23 protein-coding genes are annotated in these 26,951 nt (G+C 69.7%); 17 read left to right on the top strand and 6 right to left on the bottom strand.

Features of this window, described 5'->3' with window-relative positions:
- Positions 1 to 104 precede the first annotated feature (104 nt).
- Complete coding sequence (locus BKN51_RS20360) at positions 105 to 524, bottom strand: histone-like nucleoid-structuring protein Lsr2 (protein WP_101609146.1); 420 nt, start codon at positions 522 to 524, stop codon at positions 105 to 107.
- Positions 525 to 684: 160 nt separating this feature from the next.
- Between BKN51_RS20360 and BKN51_RS20355 the strand changes: the two genes are divergently transcribed.
- The 5 genes from BKN51_RS20355 (at position 685) to BKN51_RS20335 (ending at position 7,846) form a co-directional block, all read left to right on the top strand.
- Positions 685 to 1,932 (top strand): FAD-dependent monooxygenase, encoded by a 1,248-nt coding sequence (locus tag BKN51_RS20355; protein WP_233224312.1) that lies wholly within the window; start codon positions 685 to 687, stop codon positions 1,930 to 1,932.
- A gap of 58 nt (positions 1,933 to 1,990) precedes the next feature.
- On the top strand, positions 1,991 to 4,666 hold the full coding sequence (locus tag BKN51_RS20350) for an AAA family ATPase (RefSeq protein ID WP_101609145.1): 2,676 nt from the start codon (positions 1,991 to 1,993) through the stop codon (positions 4,664 to 4,666).
- A 102-nt stretch (positions 4,667 to 4,768) separates the two neighbouring features.
- Positions 4,769 to 5,254, top strand: coding sequence for an SRPBCC family protein (locus BKN51_RS20345; protein WP_101609144.1), 486 nt, complete (start codon positions 4,769 to 4,771; stop codon positions 5,252 to 5,254).
- Between the two features lie 339 nt (positions 5,255 to 5,593).
- Positions 5,594 to 6,562, top strand: a complete 969-nt coding sequence (locus BKN51_RS20340; protein ID WP_101613052.1) for an IS30 family transposase — start codon at positions 5,594 to 5,596, stop codon at positions 6,560 to 6,562.
- Between the two features lie 36 nt (positions 6,563 to 6,598).
- The gene (locus BKN51_RS20335; protein WP_101609143.1) at positions 6,599 to 7,846 is read left to right on the top strand and encodes an HNH endonuclease signature motif containing protein; all 1,248 of its coding nucleotides are present in this window, start codon (positions 6,599 to 6,601) and stop codon (positions 7,844 to 7,846) included.
- Between the two features lie 233 nt (positions 7,847 to 8,079).
- Here the strand turns inward: BKN51_RS20335 and BKN51_RS20330 are convergent, their stop codons facing one another.
- A complete protein-coding gene (locus BKN51_RS20330) occupies positions 8,080 to 8,856 on the bottom strand; it encodes a S1 family peptidase (protein WP_233224266.1) in 777 nt (258 codons plus the stop codon).
- 256 nt (positions 8,857 to 9,112) lie between these two features.
- Here BKN51_RS20330 and BKN51_RS20325 point away from each other — a divergent pair, with 256 nt between their 5' ends.
- Positions 9,113 to 9,700: a hypothetical protein gene (locus BKN51_RS20325; protein WP_174720432.1), complete on the top strand. Its 588-nt coding sequence runs from the start codon at positions 9,113 to 9,115 to the stop codon at positions 9,698 to 9,700.
- A gap of 38 nt (positions 9,701 to 9,738) precedes the next feature.
- Entirely contained in the window at positions 9,739 to 10,554 is an 816-nt protein-coding gene (locus BKN51_RS20320; protein WP_101609141.1) for an NAD(P)H-binding protein, read from the top strand.
- 55 nt (positions 10,555 to 10,609) lie between these two features.
- Here the strand turns inward: BKN51_RS20320 and BKN51_RS20315 are convergent, their stop codons facing one another.
- Complete coding sequence (locus BKN51_RS20315) at positions 10,610 to 11,839, bottom strand: serine/threonine protein kinase (protein ID WP_158255832.1); 1,230 nt, start codon at positions 11,837 to 11,839, stop codon at positions 10,610 to 10,612.
- Positions 11,840 to 11,972: 133 nt separating this feature from the next.
- Between BKN51_RS20315 and BKN51_RS20310 the strand changes: the two genes are divergently transcribed.
- The 3 genes from BKN51_RS20310 to BKN51_RS20300 are packed head-to-tail and all read left to right on the top strand — an operon-like array spanning position 11,973 to position 13,865.
- Positions 11,973 to 12,713, top strand: coding sequence for a hypothetical protein (locus BKN51_RS20310; protein WP_101609139.1), 741 nt, complete (start codon positions 11,973 to 11,975; stop codon positions 12,711 to 12,713).
- Positions 12,714 to 12,718: 5 nt separating this feature from the next.
- The gene (locus BKN51_RS20305; RefSeq protein ID WP_101609138.1) at positions 12,719 to 13,114 is read left to right on the top strand and encodes a hypothetical protein; all 396 of its coding nucleotides are present in this window, start codon (positions 12,719 to 12,721) and stop codon (positions 13,112 to 13,114) included.
- Positions 13,115 to 13,148: 34 nt separating this feature from the next.
- Positions 13,149 to 13,865 carry a hypothetical protein gene (locus BKN51_RS20300; RefSeq protein WP_101609137.1) on the top strand — a complete coding sequence of 239 codons (717 nt, stop codon included), beginning with the start codon at positions 13,149 to 13,151 and terminating at the stop codon, positions 13,863 to 13,865.
- 46 nt (positions 13,866 to 13,911) lie between these two features.
- Here BKN51_RS20300 and BKN51_RS20295 read toward each other — a convergent pair whose 3' ends face one another.
- Complete coding sequence (locus tag BKN51_RS20295; RefSeq protein ID WP_101609136.1) at positions 13,912 to 14,676, bottom strand: AfsR/SARP family transcriptional regulator; 765 nt, start codon at positions 14,674 to 14,676, stop codon at positions 13,912 to 13,914.
- Between the two features lie 165 nt (positions 14,677 to 14,841).
- Between BKN51_RS20295 and BKN51_RS20290 the strand changes: the two genes are divergently transcribed.
- Positions 14,842 to 16,719 carry a hypothetical protein gene (locus BKN51_RS20290; RefSeq protein ID WP_101609135.1) on the top strand — a complete coding sequence of 626 codons (1,878 nt, stop codon included), beginning with the start codon at positions 14,842 to 14,844 and terminating at the stop codon, positions 16,717 to 16,719.
- On the opposite strand, the gene BKN51_RS20285 is transcribed toward BKN51_RS20290, so the two are convergent.
- Complete coding sequence (locus BKN51_RS20285) at positions 16,720 to 17,376, bottom strand: response regulator transcription factor (protein ID WP_101609134.1); 657 nt, start codon at positions 17,374 to 17,376, stop codon at positions 16,720 to 16,722.
- Positions 17,377 to 17,417: 41 nt separating this feature from the next.
- On the opposite strand from BKN51_RS20285, the gene BKN51_RS20280 reads away from it, so the two are divergent.
- From BKN51_RS20280 to BKN51_RS20255, 6 genes are all read left to right on the top strand, one after another.
- Positions 17,418 to 18,083, top strand: a complete 666-nt coding sequence (locus BKN51_RS20280; RefSeq protein ID WP_174720431.1) for a response regulator transcription factor — start codon at positions 17,418 to 17,420, stop codon at positions 18,081 to 18,083.
- Positions 18,080 to 19,354, top strand: a complete 1,275-nt coding sequence (locus tag BKN51_RS20275; protein ID WP_233224267.1) for a sensor histidine kinase — start codon at positions 18,080 to 18,082, stop codon at positions 19,352 to 19,354. Before BKN51_RS20280 ends, BKN51_RS20275 begins: the two co-directional genes overlap by 4 nt.
- A 70-nt stretch (positions 19,355 to 19,424) precedes the next feature.
- A complete protein-coding gene (locus tag BKN51_RS20270; protein WP_101609133.1) occupies positions 19,425 to 20,378 on the top strand; it encodes an AAA family ATPase in 954 nt (317 codons plus the stop codon).
- A gap of 3 nt (positions 20,379 to 20,381) precedes the next feature.
- Positions 20,382 to 22,490 carry a fibronectin type III domain-containing protein gene (locus tag BKN51_RS20265; RefSeq protein ID WP_101609132.1) on the top strand — a complete coding sequence of 703 codons (2,109 nt, stop codon included), beginning with the start codon at positions 20,382 to 20,384 and terminating at the stop codon, positions 22,488 to 22,490.
- A gap of 9 nt (positions 22,491 to 22,499) precedes the next feature.
- Positions 22,500 to 23,672, top strand: coding sequence for a DUF58 domain-containing protein (locus BKN51_RS20260; protein ID WP_101613343.1), 1,173 nt, complete (start codon positions 22,500 to 22,502; stop codon positions 23,670 to 23,672).
- Positions 23,669 to 25,768: a transglutaminase family protein gene (locus BKN51_RS20255; protein WP_101613342.1), complete on the top strand. Its 2,100-nt coding sequence runs from the start codon at positions 23,669 to 23,671 to the stop codon at positions 25,766 to 25,768. Before BKN51_RS20260 ends, BKN51_RS20255 begins: the two co-directional genes overlap by 4 nt.
- A gap of 2 nt (positions 25,769 to 25,770) precedes the next feature.
- Here BKN51_RS20255 and BKN51_RS20250 read toward each other — a convergent pair whose 3' ends face one another.
- The gene (locus BKN51_RS20250) at positions 25,771 to 26,940 is read right to left on the bottom strand and encodes a serine/threonine protein kinase (RefSeq protein ID WP_101609131.1); all 1,170 of its coding nucleotides are present in this window, start codon (positions 26,938 to 26,940) and stop codon (positions 25,771 to 25,773) included.
- Positions 26,941 to 26,951 lie beyond the last annotated feature (11 nt).

Genomic DNA, 26,951 nt, shown 5'->3' with positions numbered 1-26,951 from the left:
CTGCGCTGAACATCCATTATGGACTCGGATCCGGGGCTTACATCATCGCTCGTCCCTTTCCCGGCAGTGACAGGGAAGGGACGAGCGACGTGATCTTGCCGAGGTCAGGCCTTCTTGCGAGGTGCACGCTTGCGCTTGGCGGGAGCCTCTTCGGCGACCGGTTCGACGGGGGCCGACTCGGCGTTGTCGAACGCTTCGTAGATGTCGTTGGGAATACGGCCGCGTTCGGCGATCGGGTAGCCGTTGGCGGTGGCCCAGGCGCGGACCTGCTGGTTGCGTTCGCGGTCGGTGGGCTTCGCCGTACCACTGACCACGGTGGACTGTCCGGTCGCGACCTTCACTTTGCGTCCGCCGATTCGCCTGCTGGCGTCGATGAAGCGCTCGAGCTCGTCGCGCAGGGTGCCTGCGTTGTCGTCGGAGAGGTCGATCTCGTAGGTGACGCCGTCGAGTGCGAAGGGCACTGTCTGGGTGGCTTCGCCACCGTCGATGTCGTCGACGATCTGAACGGATACCTTTTGTACCATCGAGAGTGCCTTCCGCTAGGTCATTTCACGCCGGTTCGGATTGGCGCAGTGCCAATGAGTCTAGCCGTCGTTCACCGCGCGGTGCCTGGCGAGCCTGTGCGGCCACAAAATCGGTGTATTCGTATAAGGGCGCCACCTTCGTCTCGGTGTCTCTCGTGAAGTGGAAAGGCAGGCTGTCATTTCGGTTCCGACCCGCCCTCGCGTCCTGATCGTCGGCCTGGGGGTCAGCGGTATCGCCACGGCGCTCCGGCTGCACGAGATCGGCTGGCAGCCGGTGATCGTGGAGCGAGCCGCCGGCCGGCGCACCAACGGTTACTTCGTCGGATTGTTCGGCGCGGGCAAGACCGCCGCGCGGCGGATGGGGATACTCGACGGCCTGCGCGATCGGGCGTCCGGCGGCGCGCACGTCGAACTCGACCGCGGCGGCCGCAGATCGCCGGGAATGGGTTTCCGGGATCTGCCGGGCACCCCCTGGCTCATGCTCCGCGGCGACATCGAGCAGGCGGCGTACGCCGCGCTGCCCGCCGAAGTCGAGATCCGGTTCTCCACGGTTCCGGTGGCGATCGCCCAGGACGCCGATGGGGTGGACGTCGAACTGCGCACGACGACCGCCGGGACCTCGGTGACCGAGCGCTTCGACCTCGTCGTCGGGGCGGACGGACTGCGATCCGCGGTGCGCTCACTCGCTTTCGGGCCTGATCGGCGCTATCTGCGCCGCCTCGGGCACATGCTGGTCGCGTACGAATTCCCCGGCGTCCCCGAAGGCCTCGCCCGCGGGGAAGGGGCCACGATGATCGAACTGGGCCGATCCGTCTGGGTCTTCGCCTTCGAGGACCGGGACCCGACCATCCTGCTGTCCTACCGCAGCGACGACATCGACGCCGAGTTCACCCGGCCCTGTGCCGAGCGGGTGCGGGAGGTCTTCGGCCCCGAACCGTTCGGGGCGACGCTGGGCAGTGTGCTGGCCGCGCTCGAATCCGCCGACGACGTCCTGTTCGACTCCGCCGAACAGGTCCGCATGGACCGCTGGTCGAACGGGCGGGTCGTGCTCGTCGGCGACTCGGCGTGGTGCGCGACGGCCTACGCGGGCACCGGGGTGTCCGCCGGTCTGGCGGGCGCGGACCTGCTGGCCGCCTTTCTCCAGGAACGGCCGGACGACGTCGGCGGAGCCTTGCGACGGTGGGAAGAAGCGTTGCGTCCCTACATCGAACGTTACCTGCGGACAGGGCTTGGCCAGCGCGGCTTTTTCACTCCAGGCAACCAGCGTGAAGCGCGTCGGCGCAAAGTGATCACGCGGCTCGTCACCGCGCCGGTCCTCGGGCCGGCGGTGCTCCGTCTCAGCTCACACACCCCCAGCGCGAAGCTGAAGGACACCGACATCGTCGAGACGATCACCCGCCGCCGGTGACGATTGCCCGCCTGTGCCGATGCGCTGGTGCGGCGGCGTCACCCCTAGGGTTCACCCCATGCCCACGACGTCCCGATCGCTCGTCGGAAGGCGCGACGAGATCACGGCACTCCTCGCTCTCGTCCGCGCGGCGGAACAAGGCGAGGGCGGTGTGCTCGTCCTCCGCGGTGAACCGGGGATCGGCAAGAGCGCGTTGCTGGAACACGTCGAACACGCGGCGCCGGAGCGGTTCCGGATCATCCGTGCGTCCGGGGCGGAGTTCGAGGGTGAACTGCCGTTCGCGGCGCTGCATCAGCTTTGCGTTCCGGTGCTGGCGCAGCTCGAAACGCTGTCCGCGCCCTACCGTGACGCTCTCTCTGTCGCGTTCGGGCTGGCGGATGGCGCGCCGGATCCGTTCCGCGTCGGCCTCGCCACGCTGGAACTGCTCGCGGCCGCCGCGGCGGAAAGTCCGGTGCTGTGCGTCGTCGATGACGCCCATTGGCTGGACGCCGCCTCGGTGAAGGCGTTGACGTTCCTGGCGAGGCGCGTCGCGGCGGAGCCGATCGCGATGGTGTTCGCGGCCCGCGACCAGGACGCCGTTCGCGGGCTGGACGATCTGCCGGGGTTGACGATCAGCGGCCTGACCGACGCGAACGCGCGCGCGTTGCTGGCCGAAGAGAAGACCGCGACGCTCGACGAGCGGGTGCGTGACCGCCTTCTCGCCGAGGCACGCGGGAACCCGCTCGCCCTGATCGAGCTGCCGAAGGCGGGTGGCTTCGCGTTGCCGACGCCGTCGCCGGTCGCGAGCCGGATCGAGCGGAGCTTCCGGGCCAGGATGACGGAACTGCCTCCGGACGCGCGGCTGCTGCTCCTTCTCGCGAGCGCGGATCCCACTGGCGACCCGGGACTGCTGTGGACGGCCGCGCGACTGCTGGGCATCGACGTGCCCGCCGCGAGCGCCGCCGCCGAAGCCTCCGGGCTGGTGCGGTTCGACACGCGTGCGCGCTTCTGCCATCCGCTGGCCCGCTCTGCCACCTACCGCGCGGCCGAACCGGAGCGGCGCGTCGCGGCGCACCGGGCGCTGGCCGATGCCACCGACCCGGTCGCCGCCCCGGACCGGCACGCCTGGCACCGGGCGCAGGCCACCACCGGACCGGACGAGGAGGTCGCGGCGGAACTGGAGTCGTCGGCGTCGCGCGCGCAGGCGCGTGGAGGCGTCGCGGCCGCCGCCGCGTTCCTCGAACGCGCCGCCGCGTTGTCGCTGGACCCCGGCAAGCAGACCGAGCGCACACTCGCGGCAGCGCGGGCGACGCTCGCGGCGGGCCGGGCGACCGCGTCGGCGGATCTGGTGGCCAGTATCGACACCGAAACGCTGGACGACGTCCGGCACGCGGAGGCGGACCTCCTGCGCGGGCAGGTCGCGTTCGTCCAGGGTGCGGACGGTGCCGTCAAAGGACCGGAACTCATCTTGCGGGCGGCGCAGCGGCTCGCCGCCGTCGATCCGGCACGGTCACGCGAATGCTTCGTGGCGGCGCTGGAGATGGGGCTGGCCGTCGGACGGGCCGCGGGAGTGATGGACCGGGTGCTCGACGCGGCCCGCTCGGCACCGCCGTCGCCGGGACCTCCGGATCTCCTCGACGCGCTGGTGCTGTTGAGCACCGAGGGACACCGTGCCGGGGTGCCCGCGCTCCGGCGGGTGCTCACCGGCGAAGACGCCGACTGGACAAGGGTGCCCGCGTTGGCCACGGTGCTCGCGGGCGAACTGTGGGACCTCGACCTGCACACGTCGGTCGTCGAGTGGCTGGTGCGGACCGGGCAGGACACGGGATCCCCGATGGCCATCCGGCTCGGCCTGTCACAGGTGGCCGTGTCCGCGGTCCTCCTCGGCGACTTCGGGCGGGCGATCGACGCGGTCGCCGAGGAGGAGGCCATCGCCGACGCTCTCGGCGACCCGCCACAGCTCTATCCGAGAGTGCACCTCGCCGCGATGCGCGGCCGCCGTCAGGAAGTGCTCGATCTGTTCGCCGAGGTGACGATCCGGGGCAGCGGCCAGCTCACCGCGAACGCGCATTGGGCGACGGCCGTGCTGTACAACGGCCTCGCCGAATACCCGGCCGCGCTGGAAGCGGCCACGCGAGCCGTGGCGGGCAACGATCTCTTCCTCGCCGGGATAGCGCTGCCCGAACTGGTGGAGGCCGCGGTCCGATGCGGTGAGAACTCCGTCGCACGGTCGGCGCTGGAGTCCCTGGCCGAGCGCACGGAACCCGCGGGAACCCGGTTCGCCCTCGGTGTGGCGGCCGGCGCCCGGGCGCTGGTCAGCGACCGGGAAGACGACTACCAGGAGGCGCTCGAGCACCTGACGGGTAGCTCGCTGACCCCGCATCTCGCGCGGGCACACCTGCGGTACGGGGAGTGGTTACGCCGTGCGGGCCGCCGTCGCGACGCACGCGAACACCTGCGTACCGCGCACGAACAGTTGTCGGAGATCGGGCTGGAGGCGTTCGCCAGGCGTGCCGCGGACGAGCTGCGCGCGACCGGGGAAGTGGCCCGGAGCCGTTCCGAGCACACCTATGACCGCCTGACCATGCAGGAGACGCACATCGCGCGCCAGGTCGCGGCGGGCGCGACGACGAAAGAGGTGGCCGGGCGCCTGTTTCTCAGCCCCCGCACGGTCGACGCCCACTTGCGCAACATCTTCCGCAAGCTCGGTATCACCTCGCGCAGGCAGCTCAGGGACATGTCCGACCTCGGGTGACGCGGACTAGGTGACTCCTACCGACGCGAACGGGCCGACGCCGCACGACGATGGTCGCAGACACGCGGAGCCTGCCGCTCCGGTCCTCGGAAAGGTCTGCGAATGATCACCGAAATCGACGTGAAAGCACCCGTGGTGGTGCACTGCGACACCGTCGTCGACGCGCCGCTGCGATGCGTGTGGCGGCTGCTCACCGAGGTGTCCTCGTGGCCGGACTGGCAACCCGACATCACCGCCGCGGCAGCCGATCGTTCACTTCGGACGGGCAGCGCGATCCGGTGGAGCACGGCCGGGCTCGACATCGAGTCCACTGTGTACCAGCTACGGACCCCGGACCGGATCCTCTGGGGCGGAACCGCCGGCGGGATCACCGGCATCCACCTGTGGACGCTCGAGGTGATCGGGTCCTCGGTGCGCGTCCACACCGAGGAGTCATGGGACGGAGGCCCCGTGCTCGCCGACGTCGACGGTATGCGGGCCGCGCTCGGCGAATCCCTCGCCGCCTGGCTCGGCCACCTCAGGAAGGCCGCGGAGAAGCGATCTGCCGGTTGGACAGGCCAGCGGCCATCTCGTGTTCGCGTGAGGTGAGTGAGGCGAGCTCCATCCCAACCCCCGGTCAGTCGGTGCACGGCCGCACACCGAGAGGAGTACCGCCGCGGCAGCTTCGCGAAACAGCGCGATTTGGCGCGGGCACGCCACTCGAGATCACGCGGACTCCTTCGCTCAACCATGCTCGCGACGTGTGATCGAGTGACTTTGCCGAATCCTCCTTTAGTGGTGATTGCGCGGGTTGCTTGTTGCTTAAAATTACGAACACCTGTTCGATAGATTGCGGTATTATTGCACGGGCTCAGATGGTCAGTGCACCGGCTGGGATAATGATCGTTCTGGGTAGCGAAGGGGTGTGCCGTGTCGCGTGGTGTTCCGTTGCGGTCGGTGGAGCGTGAATTGATCGCGTTCGGGTTGAGGCAGGGGAAGTCGTTTCGGGAGATCGGGGCCTGGATTGGACGGGATCATTCGGTGGTGTCCCGCGAGGTTGACCGCAACGGTGGACGGGAGGCGTATTCGCCGTTGGTTGCGCAGCGCCGGGCTGATCGACTACGGAAGCGTCCAAAGGAACGCAAGGTGCTGAAATCGCCGTTTCTGACTCGCGTGGTGCATGAGGGGTTGCGGAAAAAGTGGTCACCGATGCAGATCGCGTACAGGTTGCGGCTCGACCATCCGATGGATCATTCTCGCTGGGTGTCACATGAAGCGATTTACCAGGCGTTGTTCGTACAGGCGAAGGGGACGTTGCGGGCAGAGGTGGCCGAGGGGTTGCGCCAAGGCAGGATCAAGCGACGGGCCCGGTCGCGAGGGGCGGAGCTGCGGGGCAAGATCAAGGACATGGTCCTGATCAGCGAGCGGCCGGCCGAGGCCGAGGACCGTGCCGTGCCGGGCTTCTGGGAAGGCGATCTGATCGTCGGCGCGAACAATCAATCGCAGATCGCGACCTTGGTCGAACGGCGCACTCGATTCGTCATGCTGGTGCGTATTCCTCACGATCGCACGGCCGAGAACGTTGCCCCGCGGCTGGCCGCCAAGATGAACACTTTGCCTGACGTTTTCAAGAACAGCGTCACCTGGGATCAGGGTGGCGAGATGGGCGGCCACAGGAAGTTCACCATGACCACCGGCATGCCGGTGTATTTTTGTGATCCGCGCTCGCCCTGGCAACGCGGCAGCAACGAGAACACCAATGGGTTGCTGCGCCAGTACCTTCCCAAAGGAACCGACCTATCCGGATATTCACAGGACGAACTCGATGCCATCGCAGACGAACTCAACGACCGGCCGCGACAGACACTAGGTTGGCTTAAGCCGATCGAAGCGTTCAGCAAAGTGTTGCTAGACTAGAGGTGGTGCACTCACCAGTTGAAACCACCTTGTGGGGTGTCCGAGACCTTTGTTCCCGAGTTGCCGCAGGAGTTGTGGCGCGCTGGCAAGCTGGAGCTTGCCCACGGCGTGCAGCAGTTCTTGCAGGTGATGCGGGTCGCCTCCGCCGGGTTGGGGCAATACCTGGCGGAGGTCGAGGCTCGTGGCGCGAAAGACTTATACGGTTATGGGACGACGGTGGCGTGGTTCGCCGATATCGCCGGACTGAGCCAGAGTGAGGCGCGGCCGTATGTGAGGCGTGCTGTCGATCTGAATCCGACGCGTGGCTTGGATGGTACGGAGATTCCGGCTTTCGCGCCCGCTACCGGTGTGGCTGCGGCGGAGGGGGCGATCGGCGAGGAGCGGATCAAGCAGATCGTGGAGATCCTGCGGAAGATCCCGGCTGGGGTGTCGGTGGAGGATCGGGAGCACGCGGAGACAACCCTCGCCGATCTCGCCCGGAAGGCGGGTCCCCAGCAGGTGTCGGATCTCGGGGACCAGCTGCTGGGCTGGTTGGATCCGGACGGCAAGGAACCGAAGGATCCCGAACCCGCCCAACCCCGTCGCGAGCTGACGTTGGAGCGCCGCAAAGACGGCTACTGGAAACTGAACGGCCTCCTCGATGACGAGGCCGGTGCGCGGACCGCCGCGGCACTCGAGGCTTACGCCGCACCCCGTCCGATAGACGAGTTCGGCCAGGCGGATCTGCGGACCAAGGCCGAGCGTCAGGGTGACGCCTGGGTCGACCTCGTGGACTTGGCGGTTGCGTGCCCGGATCAACCGGGGACGAGCGGCTACCGGACGTTGATCCACGTCACCATCGGTCTCGACGAGTTGAAGTCGGGACTGGGTACGGCGTGTGTGGACTTCGTCGGAACCATGACCGCGCGCGAGGCACGGATGGCGGCCTGCGACTGCCTGATGCTTCCCGTTGTGCTCAACGCGGCGGGTGAGCCGCTGGATGTGGGACGGCTACGACGGTTCGTCACCCCAGGCCAACGCCGAGCCTTGAACATCCGTGACCGGGGCTGCGCGTTCCCCGGGTGTCACCGCAAGCCGAAGAACTGTCACGCGCACCATATTCATCACTGGGCAGACGGCGGGCCCACCGATCTCCGGAACTTGGTGCTGCTGTGCGGCTTCCATCACCGCCTGATCCACCACGGGGACTGGGAAGTCCGCATGGCGGCCGACGGGTTACCGGAGTTCATCCCGCCCCAGTATTTAGATCCGTTGCGAAGATCCCGGCGTAACTGCACTGTGTGAACCGAGGAGCCCGCCAGCCACACCGGCGACGGGCCCCTCGCCATGCCCACACCACCCAAACCCGCGCATACGCCAGGTCCAAGCCTGTCGTGAGTGGCGATTCGGGCTATTGAGCAGAAGGGTAAACGTGTCGTGTTGCGAAAGCCGCGTCCGCAACCTTCAACGTTGCGAACACGACCTTCACCACACCGCCACCGAGGGGCGGCATGAGCACGCCACCTTTGACTTACCTGTCAATGTAACGACGTCTCCCACGCGGTCACCGCGCCACCTGTCACCTGGTCGATCCAGGTCCGATAGCCGGGAACGCTGTTGTAGATTCCGGGACCGTTGAGGCAGTTGCTGCTGTTGTTGCCGGATCGGCTGGTGGCGCCGGTCAGCTCACCGCCCAAAATGGACGGTCCCCCGGAATCGCCGTAGCAGGCACTGGTTCCGGGCGCACCCTGGAAGCAGATTTCCTTGCCTCGCTTGAAATCGGCGGTACACCTGGAGTCCGCGACGGTGGTGGTGTCCACCTCGCGAAGCTGTGGCGACGCGCCACCGCAACCGGGGGTGCCGCACGTCTGACCGTGTCCGATCAGCTTGTTGACGGTGCCGACGGCCGGGCTGGAGGCCGCGATCTTGATCGGCCTGGCAGTGGCCGCTCTCGACAACCTCACCACGGCGATGTCGTTCGCGCCGAGGGTCGCGCTCGCCGCGGTGATGAGCTCGCCGCCGGAGCCGGTGTTGACCGAGCCGATCCGAGCCGAGAAACCGCCACCGGTGGAGCCCTGGACGCAGTGCTTCGCCGTGACGAGCCACTGCGGGGCGATCAGCGACGCCCCGCAGAAATGGCGGCCATTGCGTTGCAGCGACGCGAAGAACGAGTAAGGAGTGGTGACGACCTTGCCGCCGATGATGAAGGGTTCGATCGGCGGTCCGGCCGGTGATTCGGCCACGGCCGCGGGCCCGGTGAAGAGCGACCCGGCAATGAGGGCGGCGGCGATCATGGACATACGTCGGATCCACATGATTTTTGGGCCTCCTGCAGCGAAAGGGGAGTCCAGCATGGGACGGGGTTCGATGGTGTCAGATCGATCTACACCTGACCGTAGTGCTCTGTCGAGTATCCGGTACCCCCATTGGTACTGAATCGGACATACCATCGGCGGGTAAGGCGAAGGGCGGCTGGGCGACGCTATGAGCCGGGCGAGTGCGTCCTGGGAGAAGAGGCCGACGCTCTGAGTCTGTCGCGCGTGACGCCGCTGATCCCCACATACTCGAGTGGTGGGACGTGGAGCGATGGTCAAGCAGGTGCGGCGGTGGCTGTTGTTCGTCCATGTCGCGGTGTCGGTCGGCTGGATGGGGGCAGGCGCGGCGAATGTGGTGCTCGCGATGACCGCCGGGTACACGGCGCCCGGCGAGATCCAGCGAGTCTGTTATCTCATGATCGAACGGATCGATAACGTCGTCGTCATCCCCGCTGCGTTCGCCGCTCTGGTCACCGGAATCGCGTTGTGCCTGGTGAGTCCGTGGGGCGTGGCAAGGTATTGGTGGGTACTGATCAAGCTGGTGCTGACCGTGGCGGTCATCGCCTACAGCACCTTCGGGCTGGGGGTGTGGGTCGAACTCGGCGTCCAGGCGGGCCGTGAGGGTGTCGAGAGCTCCGCCGCCGGTCAGCTTGCCTACGGCGCGATGCTGAACATCGTCGCCTTCCTGTTCATGACGTGGTTGTCGGTGGCCAAACCCTGGGGGAAGACCCCGTGGGCGTCCACACCGAGCCGAGCACGGAGAACTCCGGTGCCCGCCGATTCGCCGGGGAGGTCTTCGCCTGTTCCGAACAAGACGTTGCCGCCATTCCTCGGCGACCCATGATCTGACTTCGAGAATACGCGAAATTCGGGGGAGACTAGATGATTCTGGTGACCGGTGCGACCGGAACCGTCGGCCGTCAAGTGGTTCACCAGCTCGTCCAGGCGGGCCGGCGGGTACGTGCGCTGAGCAGGAATCCGGCAGCGGCGAATTTGCCCGCCGGAGTGGAGGTGCTGGCGGGCGACCTCGCCGTGCCGGAGACCGTCGCTCCGGCGCTGGCCGGCGTAGAGGCCATGCATCTCATCTCGTTCGCGGGTGAGGGATACGCGCCGCTGGAAACGGCGCCGGAGATCGTCGAGCTGTCCACACGGGCCGGTGTGGGCAAGGTGACCGTGCTGACCGGGTATCAAGTAGGCCCCGTGGAGCGGGCCGTGGAAGCCGGTGGTTTGGAGTGGATCCACGTGCAGCCGGTGGAGTTCATGGCGAACGCGCTCGGCTGGGCGGAGTCCATCCGCACCGAGGGGGTGGTTCGGGCGGGCTTCCCGGACCAGCCGAGCGCCAAGGTCCATGAAGCCGACATCGCCGCCGTGGTGGTGGCCGCGCTGCTCGAGGACGGACACGCGGGTAAGAGTTATCCCGTGACGGGCCCCGAGGCGCTGACCGCGACCGACACGGTCCGCACGATCGGTGCGGCGATCGGCCGGGATCTCCGGTTGATCGAGCTCACCGAAGACCAAGTGCGCGATCAGCTCCGTGCGGCGGGGCAGCCGGACGAGGTCGTCGAATCCCTCGTCGGGTTCGGCACGAACCCGCCTCCCGAGGTGTACACGGTCCTGCCGACCGTCGAGGAGGTCACTGGCCGTCCGGCACGCACCTTCACTCAATGGGCCACCGAACATGCCGGGGCCTTCCGCTGACCCGGAACCGCCGGTGGGGCGACCGGGCTCTACCGCGGTTTTCCGGATGCGCGATTCACCGCCGGCACGTCGCGCCCCGGATCGGGCGCGGCTCGCTTTCCCGGACCGCTTCGCCGTCGGTGATCTGGATCAGGAAGCAGTACTTCCGGCCGGGTTCGACGGCCACGGTCGTCGTGCGCTGCCGTCGGACGAACGTGGTCTTCGCTTCGCCCGTTTCACCGGCGACCACGACGGCCGAGTCGTATCCGTCCGGTGCGCGCCACGCGAGATCGACCGTCGAGCCGTGGTCGATCGGCATGGCCAGTTCGACCTGGGACGCGGCCTTCACGGTGGGCGCCGACGTGGGCGGAGCGGGGGTGGACCGGGACGCCGGGGCCGGAAGCGACCGTGGTTCGGGGTCGCCGGAGCCGGGCAAGAGCGCCCACGTGGTGAAGCCGGCCGCGACCACGACGCCGGCCGTGACCGCTGTCCACAGGGATCTCTTCCGGGGCTCGGGCGCCGTGTCCGCCGCGGGTTCGATGGTGACGACTGGAACGCCCTCGATACCCGACGCCACCGGAACGGGTCCATCCACGTCCACAGTGGACACTTTGGGGAGAGGGGTGAGGATCTCTTCGACCAGTGCGGCGTCGGGCGGGCGGGAGGCCGGATCCTTCGCGAGGAGGTTCTCGACGAGGGCCAGCAGATCGATCGGCGCGTCCTCGCGGTGGAGCGGCCGGGAGCCGGGTGGTTCGCCGGTCAGCGCCAGATGCAGCACCGCACCGAGTCCGTAAAGGTCCGAGGAACGGCCGTCCGTCCCTTCCGGGGCGAGGAACTCCCGCCCATGCCGGGGATCCCGGACGAACACGGAGCGAAGGGTGCGCTCGAAGTCGTTGATCACGGGCTCGCCCGACGCGCGGAACAGCACGTTGGAGGGGGTGAGCCTGCCGTGGACGATCCCGGCTTCGTGGGCGGTGGCGAGGGTCGAGGCGATCGCGGTGCCGAGAACGAGGACGTCGTCCGTCGACAGCGGGCCGGCCGCCGCGACCAGGTCCGCGAGCGACCCGGTGCAGAGTTCGCCGCGAAGGGCGCACCGGCCGTCGGCCAGTTCCACGATCGTATCGGGCACCAAGAGCTGACCGTCCAAAGCGGATAGCCGGTCCAGTTCCCGCTCCAGCCGTAGCCGGGTCCGCCGGAACAGCCTGCCGGAGAAGACCTTGAGCGCGACATCGCCCTCGTCCGACGGCACCGCGAAGACGACGCCTGCCGAGCCGCCGCCCAGCGCTTCGCCGTCTTCCGGTCGCATCGCCCCAGCGTAGATGATCGGCCCGGCCTCGGGGACCATGTCCGCCGCCGGATGAACCGCCGATGTACCGGTGATGAACCGCCGCGCCGGAGACTGCGTTCCGGCAGCGCACCGGATCAGCGAGGTGGGACGGATGAAGCAGAAGAACAATCTCCGGCGGGCGGCGGTCTACGGTGTCGCCGGTCTCGCCACCGCGGCGATCGGCGCCTCCACGGCGAACGCGCTGACCGACGACGGGGCCGGGCACAAGCCGGTGCTCGACGCCGCGCAGGCGGCGAAACCGCAGCAGGTGGAGGCTCCCGCGTCGCCGAAGCCATCGGCCTCGGCCGCGACACAGGGCAAGAAGGCCGCGCCGCAGGAGAAGTCCGCGTCGCAAGGAAGGACGGCTGCGACGCCTGCCGAACCTGTCGCGCCGAAGCGGGTTTCGCCGCCGCAAGCGGTGCAGCCGGTCTTGCCGGTCCGCGCTCCCGCAGTCACCACGCCTGCCGCGCAGGTCAAGCGGGCGGTCAAACCCGCGCTGGAGATCAAGAAGACGGCTCGTACCACCCCCGTGGTGCGGAACGCGGCCGTCGTCAAGCCGCGGGTGACGAAGACCGCCGACGTGAAACGAAGCCAGCACCCTGTCGGGAAACAGTTCGTGGTCCGCGCCGCCATCGCCGATCCGGCGCCCGTGACCGTCCGCAAGCAGTTGCGGAACGCGACCGAACTCGTCGAAGCCGCGAACGATGCCGTGGACAAGGCGGACAAGGTCCTCGACAAGGCGAGGACCGATCTGAAGAAGGCCAAGGGCGAGCTGGAAAAGCTTCGCAAGAGTCTCGAGAAGCCGAAGGAACACGACAAGCCCTTCAAGATCATGACCGGGCATCGGGGCTGAGCGTCGTGACCACCACCAGCCTGGCCGAGCGGCCGACCTTGTCGTTGCGGTCCGCGTTCCGCAAGTTCGCCGCACCCCGGATCCCGGTGACGCGGTACCTGGTGATCCCCGAAGAGGTCTGGATCGGCCAGTCTCCGTCCCTTTCGGACGAGGACGAACCCGTGCGCATCGAATACGACTATTACCTGAAGCACGAGGACGCACCCCTCAACCGCGGCGTGCTGTCCGGCTTCGGCGGCGGTGCCGCGTCCCTCGCGTTCGGGGTGACCACGGGTCTGGTCATCGCGACTCCGGCGGGGATCGCCGTCGGAGTGGTCGCCGGGATCTTCGGCGGCCTGATGGGCCGGTCGCTGGCCGAAGAGTTCTACGAACGTCACCACGAAGACGAACCCCGGCCGTGACGGTCACCGCCGGAACCGGAAGATCGAGGTATCCATGAACATCAAACGAGCAGGGGTCATCGGCGTCGCCGGACTGACGACCGCCGCGGTCGGCGCCTGGACGTTCGGCGCCTTCGACGGCGGCCAGGAGGTCTCGGCGAGCCCGGCGAACCACGTCGCCGCCGCGCCGAAACAGGCGGCCGTGCCCGTCGCCCCACCTGTGCAGAAGGCCGCGACGCCCGCGGTGGTTCCCGCAACGGCGGCCGCGAAGCCGGTGCAGGTGAATAAAGTGGCGAAGGTGACGAAGGCGAAACCCGTCGTCAAGCAGACGAAGAAGAAGGCGCACCGGCAGAAGGTGCGGACACCGGTCGTCAAGACCGCCGCGGCCAAGGACGTCAGGCAGGTTCAGCCGATCCGGTTCGTGCCGCGCGTGGTCGTCGTCGAGAAGCCCGCCGCCGCGGTTCCGTCCGGCGTGCAGAAGATCGCCGAGTCCGTCGGCAAGGCGAACGGTTCCCTCGCGAAGGCCGAGAAACTCGTCGACCAGGCGAGGGGCGAGGTCAAGAAGGCCAAGGGAGAGCTGGACAAGGCCAAGGGCGAACTGAAGAAACTCAAGTCCGCCAAGCACACGCACCGGCATCAGCACGGAAAGCCCAGCCACCGCGGATCCGTTTCCGTGGACAGCAAGGGGCTCAAGCCCGGCCAGTCGCGTACCGCCTCGACGTCGAGCCCGGACGGCTCGTCCTGGTCGAGCGCCACGGTGTCCGTCAAATGAGGCGAGGCGATGGTCGTCGCGGACGCGGCGACCATCGCCTCGGGCTTCATCCGGCGAGGCTGTGAAGATCCGCGCAGCCGCGAAGAGCGTCGTAATGGGCACCGGCGAGCACGGCGCCAGGTTCGACACCCAGCTCCCGGACGATGATCGAGCGAGCCCGCCCGTACGTGGTGAGCGCTTCGTTGCGCCGTCCCGTGTCGGTGAGCAGCCGGATCAGTTTCGCCCACACGTGTTCCCGGAGTGGGTCCTCGTCGAGGAGACCGTGCAGCACGGTGATCGCGTCCCAGTGCCTGCCGAGGCGGTGGTAGGCCTCGGCCAGGTCTTCGCGCATCCGGGTGTGCAGCCGGGCGAGGCGCGCGCCTTCGACGGCGGCGGCCGGCGTCTGCAAGCCCTCGAACGGACGGCCACGCCAGAGCGCCAGCCCGTCGGCGAGCAGCTCGGCGGCACGTTCGGGGTCGCCGACGAGTGCTCGGCTCGCTTCCGCGGCCCGGAGATCGGCGAGGTCGACGTCGACCTCGTCCGGTTCGACCCGGATCCGATACGCGCCCTGCCTGCTTTCGATGCGATCGCCGCTCGCGGGCGGCGGCAGCACGCGGCGCAGGCCGCAGATGTGCGACTTCAGATTGCCCGCGGCCGACACCGGCGCGGGCCGGTCGTGCCAGGTCGAGTCGATCAGGCTGTCGACGGCGACCCAACGCCCTCGATCCAGCAGCAGCGCCGCCAGCACCGTGGCAGGCTTGCCGGGCTTGATCGTGGCGGGCGCCCCGTCCGGAGCTTGGACTTCGAGTGGTCCAAGGAGCTGGAACAGCATCCGATGTCCCCCTGTGAATGAGCTTGGTGCGGTTGGACCCGCTCAGCATGCAGGAGGAGGTATGAGGATTCCATGACAGTCGGCCGCGGCGATGTACCGCGGATGAACCGGCGCTGAACCCCGCCCGGTCACCATTCCGGAGTCGCCGAGGTCCGGAGGATTGCGATGAAACACACCAACACCGATTTACGTCAGGCTGTCCTGTATTCCGTTTCGGGCGGGGTGTTGACGGTCGTTTTCGGCGTGCTGGGCGCCGCCGCGGCACACGCGGCCACCGAGCCGGGCGGGTCGCCTGCCCAGCAGAACGCCGAGAAAGTGGCGATGAACAAGGCGAAAGCGTCGAAGGCCAAGGCCGCCCAGCCCGCGCAGGCGAAACCGAAGGCCGAGCCCAAGCAGCAGCAGAAATCCAGTCCGGCGAGGGCTCGGCAGGAACAGAAGGAGAAGAATCTCGGCTCGCCCCAACGGGGTGAGGAGGGGGCGAAGAAGAATACGAAGGCCGAGGAGCAGCGTAATCGGGGTGAGGAGGCGAAGCGGAATCCGGGCAGGGCCCGGCAGGAACAGAAGGAGAAGAGCGTCGGTTCGCCTCAGCGGGGTGAAGAGGGGGCGAAGAAGTCTGAGCAGGACGCAAAGAAGTCGAAGGCCGAGGAGCAGCGTAATCGAGGTGAGGAGGCGAAGCGGAATCCGGGCAGGGCCCGGCAGGAACAGAAAGAGAAGAACTTCGGTTCGCCGCAACGGGGCGAGACCGTGTTGACGCCTCAGCAGCGGCGGGGTGAGGAAGCCAAGCGGAATCCGGGCAAGGCTCGGCAGGCGCAGAAGGAGAAGAATTTCGGTTCGCCGCAACGGGGCGAAGTGTTGTTGTCGACTCAGCAGCGCAGGGGCGAAGAGGCGAGCAAGAGGCCCGGCCGCGCGAGGCAAGCTCAGAAGGAACAGAACTTCGGTGTCATCCAGCGCGGTGAACAGGGTCGTGCGCTGGAGATTTTGAAGGGCGCCGTGCAGCGGGAGCTGGGTGAGGCGGCGAGGCGGAATCCGGGTAAGGCGAAACAGGCGCAGAAGGAGCTGAACTTCGGTGTCATCCAGCGTGGCGAGGAGGGGCGCGCGCTGGAGATCGTGAATGCCGCGGTACAGCGGGAGCTGGGTGAGGCGGCGAGGCGGAATCCGGGCAGGGCCAGGCAAGTGCAGAAGGAGCGGAATCTCGCCACTCCGCAGCGCGGCGTCGCAGTCCCCGTCGGGAACGCCGGTGCGAAGAATCGCGCCACGGTCATGCCGGTGAGCGCTCTCGCCGTACCCAAGGGGCAGGGCTGGTTCGATGACGACGGCGACGGTACGCCGCCGATCCGGGTCAACCCGCTGTGCCACACCGAAGAATGCAACCGGACGACCTGGGAGATCCTGAACCGGCTCCCCCGCTTGGTCGATCTGGGGGCGAAAGCCGATGGCGAGGCCATAGAACCGGACGGCAAGGGTGGTTTCGGTGGCTACAAGGGCTATGCCTACGCCGTGCGGAACAAGGTGGTCACCGCCGGCGGCCAGGTGATCGGCAAGAACTACATCGGCGCCGACGGCAAGATCGAAGGCGGGATCTCGCTCAAGGACGGCATCAAGGGCAGTGCCGAGGGCTTCGTCGGCTACCGCGGTGCGGGCCCGGAGGTGGACGAGAAGGTGGGCGAGATCAACATCGCCGGTGAGCCGGGAACCTCGCTCGGTCTCTCCGCGAACGTCGAAGCCGGGATCACCGCGAAGGAAGGCCTCAAACTCGGTGCCGGGGCCAAGGCGGCGTGGACGAACACGATGCCCGAAGCCGAGTGGAACCTGGGACCGATCACCGTCAAGGTCCAGCCCGAGACCTGGATCGGCATCGGAGGCGAGGCGGAGGCCGGGTTGAGCGAGAGCGACGGCAGGGTCCGCCTCAGGGGCAAGGTCGGGGCCGCCACGGCGGGCGGCGGCGCGCTGGGCCTGGACGTTTCCTGGCCCACCCTGGACCAGGCCATCATCGACATCGTGAAGAAGGCCAACGAGGAAGCTCCCAACTCCCTCGGCTACTGATCAGCCGATGCGGTAACCGACCCTCGGCACCGTGGTGATCAGCGGCGGATCCAGCAGCTTCCGCCGGAGGCCGGTCATCAGCACGTCGAGGACGTTGGACGCCGGAGTGGTGAGCTCGTCCCAGCCCGCTGTGATGAGCTCACCACGGGAAACCGGCCGCCCGCTGTTCTCCAGCAGGCACCGCAGCACGGTGAATTCGGTCCGGGTCAGGCTCAGCAGCACTCCGGCACGCCGCACCTCGTGCCGTCCGGTGTCCAGTTCGAGGTCACCGGCCCGCAGCAGGGGTGGCGGGGCGGTCCGGCCGCGGCGGCAGAGGCTGCGGATCCGGGCCACCACCTCGGCCATGGCGAACGGTTTCTCGAGATAGTCGTCGCCGCCGCGCCGGAGGCCGGTGATCCGGTCGCCGGGAGTGCCGAGGGCGGTGAGGAACAGGACCGGAGTCGTCCAGCCGCCGTCGCGTTTCCGCTCGACGTAGTCCAGCGAATCGCCACCGGGCAGCATCCGGTCGAAGACCGCGCAGTCGTACTCGCTGACGAACAACGCCTCGTCGGCGGGCCCGAGGTCGCCGACGGCGTCGACGGCGAAACCGGCGGCGCGCAGGGACGACGACACCGACGAGCGCAGGGCGTCGTCGTCCTCGATGACCAAGATCCGCACCGGTTCAAAGTAGCGAGCCAGGGACGTAAGCTCCAGCCGACATGAACACGAGGACGCTGGTCGTCGAGGACGACGAGGACATCCGGAAGGCCGTGTCCGCCGAACTGCGGGCGGCCTCGTTCACCGTGGACGCCGTGGGCACGCTGGCCGCCGCGGCCGAAGTGCTCGCCGCCGCGGGCGGGGCACACGCCTGCGCCGTGTTCGACCGGATGCTGCCCGACGGTGACGCCGCCGGATTCGTCCACGAGCGCAGGCGGCTGGGATGGACCGTGCCGGTGCTGTTCCTGACGGCCTTGGACTCCAGCAGCGCCAGGGTCGAGGGGTTCGAGCACGGCGGGGACGACTACCTCGTCAAACCGTTCGTCATGGCCGAACTGCTCGCCAGGGTGACGAACCTGTGCCGCCGAGGGGGCGGTAGCCCGCCGGTGCTGCGGCACTCCGATCTCGAGGTCGACTTCGCCCGCTGCGAGGTGCGCCGGGGCGGGGTCCTGCTGTCGCTGAGCAACCGGGAATTCGCGATCCTCGAATACCTCGCGACCCGGCAGGGACTGACGGTGTCCCGCGCGGAACTCATCGAGCACTGCTGGGACCTCGAGAACGAGCCGGTCGCGAACGTGGTCGAGTCGGTGGTGAAGCGCCTGCGCCGCAAGCTGGGGGAGCCCGATCTGGTGGAGACGGTCCGCGGGATCGGATACCGGCTCTCGTGACCGAGTCGTCGACAGGCAGGCTGCGCCGGCTCCGCCGCCTGCTAACGCTGCTGTTCACCGCGATGAACGCGTTCGGGCTGGTGGTGCTGGCCTGGCTGGTGATCGAGGCGGACGCCGAGCAGGGGAGGCAACGGCTGGACAGCGACGTCCGCCAGGTCGCCGCGACGCTGGCCCGGCTCGTCGCCGCCGACGGGGGCACCATCGTCACCGCCTACGTGGGCACCGACACCGTCAGCGAGCAGTGCCCGCAGTTCGCCGTCCTTCCCGGGAGCGCGCCGCGGTTCGAGCCGTATCGGGGCAAACGCGAATGCGTGGCCGTGGACGACGGCCTGCTGAACCGGCTCGCGACCGAGGCGACCGCGACGAACCGGTCGAAGGCCGGATACGAGACCACCGCCGCCGGACGGCCCGTGTACGTCGCGGCCGATCCGATCAAGGATCGCGGCGGACAGGTCGTCGGCGCCATCGTCGTGGTCGCCGACGCGGTGAGCACGCAGGAGCGGCACGAGGAGTGGGTGCTGCTGGTGGTCGGTGGCTGCGTGCTGCTGGTGCTCGGTCTCGGCGCGGCCGGATACTTCATCGCCGGCCGGGCCATGCGGCCTGCCACCGCCGCGCTGGAACAGCAGAAGTCCTTGCTGGACGGCGTTTCCCGGCTCCTCGACGGCGTCGTGCACGACCTCAAGACCCCGGTCGCCGGTCTGCGCGCGCTGGCCGAAGCGGCGTTGCGGAACCCCGCCGAACGGGACGAGCTGCTGCCCAGGACGATCCGGCTGGCGTCGATGATGGGTGACATCATCGATCTGTGGCCGAGGCGTGCCCGGGTCACCGCGGGGGTCGAGGAGCTGTCGATCGGGCCGTTGATGCTCGATCAGCTGGTCGAGACGGTGGTCGAGGATCTGCCCGCCCAGGACGCGCGGATCACCGTCACCACCGTGCCGAGCCGGGTCGACGGCGACGCGACCCTGCTGCGGCGTGCCGTCGCGAACCTGATCGGGAACGCGCTGAGCCACGGTCGCGCGCCCGGCGAGGAGGCCGAAATCCAGGTCACCGTCGCCGACGGCCGCGTGGTCATCGCCGACCGCGGCCCGGGAGTCGACCCGGGGCAGGCCGCCGCCCTGTTCGAGCGGTTCGTCAGCGGCGGCGGCTCGACCGGGATCGGGCTGGCCGTCGTCAAATGGGTCGCCGACGTGCACGGCGGCACGCTGCGTGTCTACAACCGGGAGCAGGGCGGGGCGATCTTCGAACTGGCGCTGCCGGCCGACGCTTCCTGAGCCGCCGGGACCGGTCCCCGCCGGAAGAGGGGAGTATCCGGGGCGCAAGCATTCCTCTCGAGGGAGCACGATGAATCCGACGGCCGCCACCGGGGTCTACCAGGCCCTCGCCGAGAACGTGCAGCGAGTGCTGCGCGGCAAACCGGACGTCGTCCGGCTCGCGATCGCGGCACTGCTGTCCGAGGGGCATCTGCTGATCGAGGACGTCCCGGGCCTGGGGAAGACGACACTCGCCCGGTGTCTCGCGCGGAGCATCGGCGGCAGCTGGAGCCGCATCCAGTTCACTCCCGACCTGCTGCCGGGGGACGTCACCGGGGTGATGGTCTACCACCAGAACAACGAGAAGTTCGAATTCCACCCCGGCGGCATCTTCGCCAACGTCGTGCTCGCCGACGAGATCAACCGCGGGACCCCGAAGACGCAGTCCGCGCTGCTCGAAGTGATGGCCGAGCGCCGGGCGACGGTCGATTCGAAGCCGTACGCGGTGCCGCATCCGTTCCTGGTGATCGCCACCCAGAACCCCATCGAGATGGAGGGCACCTACCGGCTGCCCGAAGCGCAGCTCGACCGGTTCATGATGCGGATCTCCGTCGGCTATCCCGACCACGACGCGGAGGTGCGGGTGATCATGAGCGATTGCGCGCGGGTCAGCCCGGACGAACTCGATCCCGTCGTCGACCTGGAGACCCTGCGCCGTGCCATCGACGAGGTGCGCGACGCCTACCTCGACCCGGCGATCTGCTCGTACGCGGTCCGGCTGGCCACGGCGACCCGGGAGCACGCCGCGGTCCGCTACGGCGCGAGCCCTCGCGGGAGTATCGCGCTGGTGCGCGCGGCGCAGGGGATCGCGGCCACCGACGGACGCGCCTACGTGACCCCGGACGACGTCAAGGCCATCGCGAGACCGGTACTCGCCCACCGGCTCGTGCTCACCGCCGACGCCGAGCTCAACCAGCGCCTCGCCACCGACATCGTCGACGAGGCGCTGGCGGCGACGCCGTCGCCCGCGATCAACGCGGTGTGATCGATGAAAACGCAGAGGGATCTCGCCTGGTTTCGCGCGCGGGCGCCGATCGCCGCGATCGTCGCCTGCTGTGTCGCGGTGGTGGGCGTCGCGATCACCGGCGCGGCGAAACCGCTGCCGGGCCTGGACATCGCGCAGACCGGGCATTGGATCTACAACTCCGTACTCGGTTCCGCGTTCCATGTGGACGGATCCGGCAAGTACGCCGACGCGCGGGTCCCGGTCCCGGGCGCCGATCCGGGCAGCCCGGTCGCGCAAGGACCGACGCAGGGTTACGTGCTTCCGCCGTCGAGTGTCATCGAATTCGGGAAATCGACGCTGTCGGTCGAGAAGACCACGCCGTCCCCCTCGAACGAGTGGCCGGTCGCGGTGGAGACCAAGGGCGGGCCGTACGGCGTGTACCGCCAGGCCGGTGTCGTCATCCGGCTCGGCGAGGCTTCGGCGAAGATCACCGTCGGGGGCAGGCTGGGCGACCCGATCGCCACCGCGGACGGCCGGTTGTGGCTGCACCGGATCGACGACGGGCTGCTGTGCGAACTCGCGCCGGGCGCCGACCGGGTTTCGTGCCCGATCGTGCTCCCAGGCAGGCACAAGGGTTCGCTGGCGCTCGCCGCGGACGGGCCGGTGTTCGTGGACAGCGACGACGACACGGTGCGGCGCGTTTCGCCCGCGGGTCTCGGCGAGCCGGTCCGGCTCGGGGTGGACGTGCCCGAGACCGCCGTCGTGGCGACCAACGAAATCGACGGCAGGCTGGCGATCCTGGACCGGCAGGGCGCGCGGCTGCATCTCGTGGACCCCTCAGGGCGGTCCGCGGGGCCGGTGAGTATTCCGCTGCCTCCCGGCGACTACGTGGGGATCGCCTCCTCCGGATCCGCGGTCGCCTTGGTGGACAAGAAGAACCACACTCTGTCCACTTACGACGGTGCCGGTCAGCGGCGGGACAGCAGGCCGATTCCCGGCGGGGCGGAGCATCCTCCGGTCCGGGGCCAGGACTCACGGGTCTATGTGGACGGTGCCGACGGTGCGCACGTCCTCGTCGTGGATCCCGGTGGCGCGGTGAACGACGTCGCGGTGACGGGTGAGAAGAAACCGGCCGAGACCCCGGCACCGGCCGACCCGCCGTCCGGGAACCCCGGTGACAAGCCGGCTTCGGATCCGCCGCCGCGCGAACCGGCCGACCGGCCCACCGCGCCGGTCCAGCCGAAACCGCAACCGCAACCGCAACCGAAACCACAGCCCAAGACCACTCCCGTTGCCGTCCCGGCGAGCCCGCCGGGTGCGCCGCGCGCGGTGACCGCGACCGCGGGAAACGCCGCGGCGACGGTGAAGTGGGGTGCGGCCCCGGCCAACGGCGCCGCGCTCACCGGCTACCGGATCACCTGGGCGGGCGGGGAGAAGACGGTCGGCGGGGGAGTGCGGACCACGACGATCACCGGCCTCGCCAACGGCACGGCGTACACGTTCACGGTGTCCGCGACCAACCGGGCGGGCACCGGTCCCAGCGCCTCGTCGGCTTCGGTGACCCCGGCCGCGGCCCTCCGGCCCCCGGGCGCCCCCGCCGGGCTCAACGTCCGCATCAAGACCGGCGACACCGACGCGAACGTCACGTGGCGGGCCGCGGCGGCGAACGGCTCGCCGGTCACGGCGTACCACGTCTCCTGGCGGCGGGCCGACGGTTCGGGCGCGGGTTCGGCGAGCCTGCCGGGTTCGGCCACGGCGCGGCTCATCGCGGACATCGGGATCGAGCAGCCGATCACCGTTTCCGTGGTCGCCGAGAACGCCGCGGGCCGGGGCCCGGCCGCGACGGTGACGAAGGCCAAGGGCGACGCGCCCGCAGACCGGAGCATCGTCATCTCCCGCGGCGCCGACACCACGGCCGACCAATGCGAACCGCCCGCCTGCGGGTTGATCCACATCGTCATGTCCGGGTTCACCCCCGGCAAGACGGTGTCGATCACCTGCACCACCGACGACGGCGTCCACGGCAGCAAGTCCGTCAAGATCGGGCCCGACGGGAAGCTGACCGTCGAGGCCTTCCCGCAGGGCACGATCGGCCGCAACGTGTGGATCAGCTCCGAGGGCGTCCAGTCCAACAAGCTGGCCTGGAAATAGCCGATGGGAATGCGGCTCACCGGACGGGGCGTCGGACTGCTGGTCGCCGCCGTACTGGGTTACGGCGCGGGCGAACTGGCCGGGTACCCGCTGTTGCGCGTGCTGGCGGGCGCGGCGCTCGGTGCCGTGCTCGCCGGGGCGGCGATGGTCTTCCGGCGGCCACAGGTCACCGTGCGGCGCGAGGTGCTACCGGACCGGGTCGAGCGCGGGCACCCGGCGCTGGCCAGACTGCTGGTCGGGAATCCCGGCGAGCGGCGGCAACCGGGATTCACCGCGCGGGAGCACGGAGAGCACGGCGCCGACCTGGCGGTTCCGGTGCGGCCGCTGGCACCGGGCGCCGAGGCGACGTACCACTACGAACTGCCGACCCGGCGGCGCGGCCGCTTCACCGTGGGGCCGCTCGTCCTCGAACGCGCCGACCCGCTCGGCCTCGTGCGGCGGCCGCTTCCGGCGGGCGACACCGCCACGCTGTGGGTGTTCCCGAAGCTGCATCCGGTGCGCGCGCTCGCGTCCGGACATCCGCGCCACCATCACGAAGGCGCGACGACGGACGATTCACTGCGCGGTTCGGCGGATCTGCGGGACGTCCGCGAGTACGTCGTCGGCGACGAGGTCCGTCATCTGCACTGGAAGGCGACCGCGCGGACCGGGCGGCTGATGGTGCGCGACTACGTCGATCCCGAACATCCCCGGTTCACCCTGCTGCTGGACACCCGCGCGAAGGTGCTGGCGGAGGACGAATTCGAAGAAGCCGCCGAACTGGCGGCCTCGCTGGCGTACGCCGCCGCGACGGCCGGGCACCGCTGCCGCCTGATCACTTCGACGGGTGAGGACCTCACCGTCGCCGGCGGGACGCAGGCGACCCGGCGGCTGATGGACGTGCTGTGCGAAGTCCGCCAAGACCCGGACGGCGACCGGCCCTTGATCCCGAATGCGTTGTCCCGCAAGGGGGTCCGCGGCGGCTGCCTGGTGGTCGTGACCGGAAGGGCGGGCCGGGAACTGAGCGCGCTCGCGGTCGTCCGGCCGCATTTCTCGACCATGTTCGTGCTCGGCGTCGGCACCCACGGGCTGGGGATGGACGGCCTCGGTGTGCACGGCGTCGAAGGGGTGCCGCGAGCCCGCCGCATCAGCGCGGCGGACGCGGCGGAGGCGGTGCGCCGGTGGAACGAGGTGGTGTCGTGATCCGGCGGACGGCGGACGTCGCCGTACTCGCGGGCGCGGCGTTCGGCGGGCTGCTCTTCGCGCCGGTCTTCGGTCTTTCCGCGCTGCTCCTGCCCCTCGGCGTGGTGACGCTGGCGGTCTACGGGGTGACCGAGCTCGTGAGGCGGTATCCGGGCCTGGTGCCGTGGCGGCCGGTGCTCGCCGTCGCCGCCGGGCTCCTCGCGGTGATCGAGACGGTTCTGCCCGCGACGACGGTGGCCGGGATCCCGACCGGGGAGTCGCTGGCGGTGCTCGCCGACGGGGCGGTCCACGGCTGGCAGCTGACCCTGCAGTCGACCTGGCCCGCCCTCCCGGAACCGCGGCTGCTCGTCTTCGTGCCGCTGGCCGTCCTGATCGCCGCGGTGCTGGGGATCGAGTTGCTGCACCGGCTCCGGCGGCCGCCGGTCGCGCTGGTGCCCGGGTTGCTCGTGCTGGTGTCGAGCCAGGCTTTCGGCGCGGTGACCGGGACCGCGGCGGTGCTCGCGGGCCTCGGCTACGCCGCGATCGCCGGTCTGGCGCTGGTGAGCGGCACCCGGCGGCTCAAAGCGTTCGTGCCCGCCGTGGTGCTCGCCGTCGTCGGAGCGTTCGTCCTCTTCGCGGCAGACCCGCTCGCGAGGCCCTCCTATTCGTTGAATGACCGTGAATCCGTTCCGCTCGCCGCCGAGTCCTTCACGAGCCCGCTCTCCGAGATCGCCTACCGGAGCCGGAATCCGGTGCCGCAGGTCTTCCGCTACACGGGGGACACCCCGGCATCGCGGCGCTGGCCGCTGGTCGTCCTCGACGACTTCGACGGCTCGAACTGGTACCCCGGCGGCGGTTTCCGGCGACTGGGGGCGGAGATCCCGCCCGCCACGGGGATCGGTGTCCCGGTCACCCGGCGCCAAGCCGCGCTCGAGGTGACCGGTTCGTCCGGGCCGTGGCTTCCCGGACAGGCGTCACCCGCCTCGGCCGCCGGGGCCGACGTGCTCGTGGACGAGGCGCGCGGAACCCTGGTCGCGGCGCGACCGGCGCCGTCGGCGCGGTACACCCTCGACTGGTGGGAACCCGAAGTCGGCCCCGAAGCGCTGCTCGGCGCCGCGACGAATCCCGCTCTTCCCGGCGGGCTCGGTGGTCTCGGCGCGGTGCCCCCGGCGATCGGCGATCTCGCCGACCGGATCCTGCCCGGCCTGCGCCCGTCCTTCCAGACCGCTGTCGCGCTCGAACGGTTCCTCGCCCAGGACTACCGGCTGGCCACCGGTGACGAGTTGCCGACCGGGCACGGCTGGCCGCAACTGAGCCGGTTCCTGCTCGACGACAAACGGGGCACGAGCGAGCAGTTCGCCGCGGCGTACGTGGTTCTGGCCCGGCTCAAGGGAATCCCGGCGCGGCTGGTCGTCGGCTATCGCGCACCGGACCGGCCGGAGGGGGACGGTGCGTACACGGTCCGCAACGCCGACGTCGTCGCGTGGCCGGAGGTCGCGGTGGACAAGGTCGGCTGGGTCCCGCTCGACCCGTCGGGAGCGGCGGCGCGGAGCGGGTCCGGATCCGCGAGCGGGATCGCCGCCGCGGTGGCGGAGGTGCGGACCAGGCTTCCGCCGGAGCGCCAGCTGGAGAACCCGCGGCTGCCGCCAGGGGAGTCCGAAGACGAGCGCACACCCGGCGCGGTGGACTGGGCCATGACGGCCGCCGTGGCCGGTCTCGGTCTCGGCGGCTCGGCGGCGCTCTGGGGTGCCGCCGTGCCCGCGGCGACCGGGCTGCGTGCCTGGCGCCGTCGCCGCCGGAAGGGCCGGGCCGCGGCCATCGCCGCCTGGGCCGAGGCCAGGGACCGGTTGCGGGCACACGGTGTCCCCGTGACGGCCGGGATGACCGTACGCGATCTGGCGAAGTCCGCCGTCGTCTTCGGTGAGAAGTCCACTGTGGATGGCCTGGTCTCACTGGCGAGAACGGTGGACGCTGCGCTGTGGTCGGGGACAGCGCCGGACGTCGCCACCGAGGCGTGGGCCTCGGTCCGCTCCATCCGAAAAGGACTCGGCAGGCGGCCGTGGCGCCTGAGGCTGAGGGCGGCGGTCAACGCGAGAGTGCTTCGTCCCCCGCGCTGAGTTCACCGTGTGCAGACGGCGCCGCGCAAGGGCTGGAATCCGCTTTCGTAGGTGCCGCGCGGTCCCTTGCCCTGGACCTGGAAGCAGTAACGCAGCCCCGGCCGGACTTCCACCCGGAAACGGTCGCTCCGCCGCGCCATGAGCACTTGGGGTTCCGCGCGCCCTTCCTCGGCCATGACGACGGCGTAGTCCAGCTCGGCGTTCGACGTCCACGACAGTTCGACGTAGGTTCCGTGGTCGGCGGGTGGCGACAAGTCGATCGCGATCGGGCCCGGTGTCACGACGTCGTCGTCCTTGGTGGCGAGGAACCACGACACGGCGGCGATGACGCCGGCCCCGGCGAGGATCCCGGCGACCAGGCCGGATCCCCGCCGTGGTCGCGGCGGCCGGGCCGGTTCCAGCACGAGGACCGGTTCGGCGGGCAGGTCGAACGGGAGGCCGGACGACGCGCCGCGCAGGCGGCTCAGCGCGTCTTCCGGACGACGGCCCGGTTCCGCGGCGAGCAATTCCCCGACGAGCGTCACGAGTTCGCCGGGGACGTCGGACCGGGTGATCGGCGGGACCGGCTCGGCGAGCACCCGGTGAAGCCGCGCGGCGGGCTGCTCGCCGACGACCGTCCGATGTGGAGGTTCGCCGGTCAGCATGAAGTGCAGGACCGCGCCGAGGCCGTACCGGTCCGCGCGCTCGTCCATCGTCTGGTCGCGGACCGTCTCCGGGGCGGTGAACTCCAGTTCGTACAGCGGATCGCGGCGGAACCGCTGCCTGAGCGTCACCCCGAAGTCCGCCAGCACGGGCTCGCCCGAGGGCAGGAACAGGACGTTCCGTGGCGTGACCGAGCCGTGCACGACGCCTGCCGTGTGCGCGGCGGCGAGCGCGCGGGCGACGGCCTGGCCGACGCGCAGTGTTTCGTCGACGGGCAAAGGCCCCGTCATCGTGGCGAGGGAACGGTCGCAGCGTGGCATCCGCAGGCTCGTCCGGCCGTCGGTGAGCGTGCCGACCTCCAGCACCGGCAGGATCGCCGGGAAGGGTTCGATGGCCGAGAGGAGCGCCTGCTCGCGGGCCAGCGCCGACCGGGTCTCGCGATCCAGCGGGACCGGGTACACCTTGAGCACCGAGTCGCCGGGGCCCGCCACGACGGTGGCCGTCGGGCCCTTTTCGAAAGCGCTGCTCATCGGCCGGATTC

Source organism: Amycolatopsis sp. BJA-103 (assembly GCF_002849735.1).
In the GTDB taxonomy this organism is placed as follows: domain Bacteria; phylum Actinomycetota; class Actinomycetes; order Mycobacteriales; family Pseudonocardiaceae; genus Amycolatopsis.
This window is presented reverse-complemented; position numbering and strand designations above follow the sequence as displayed.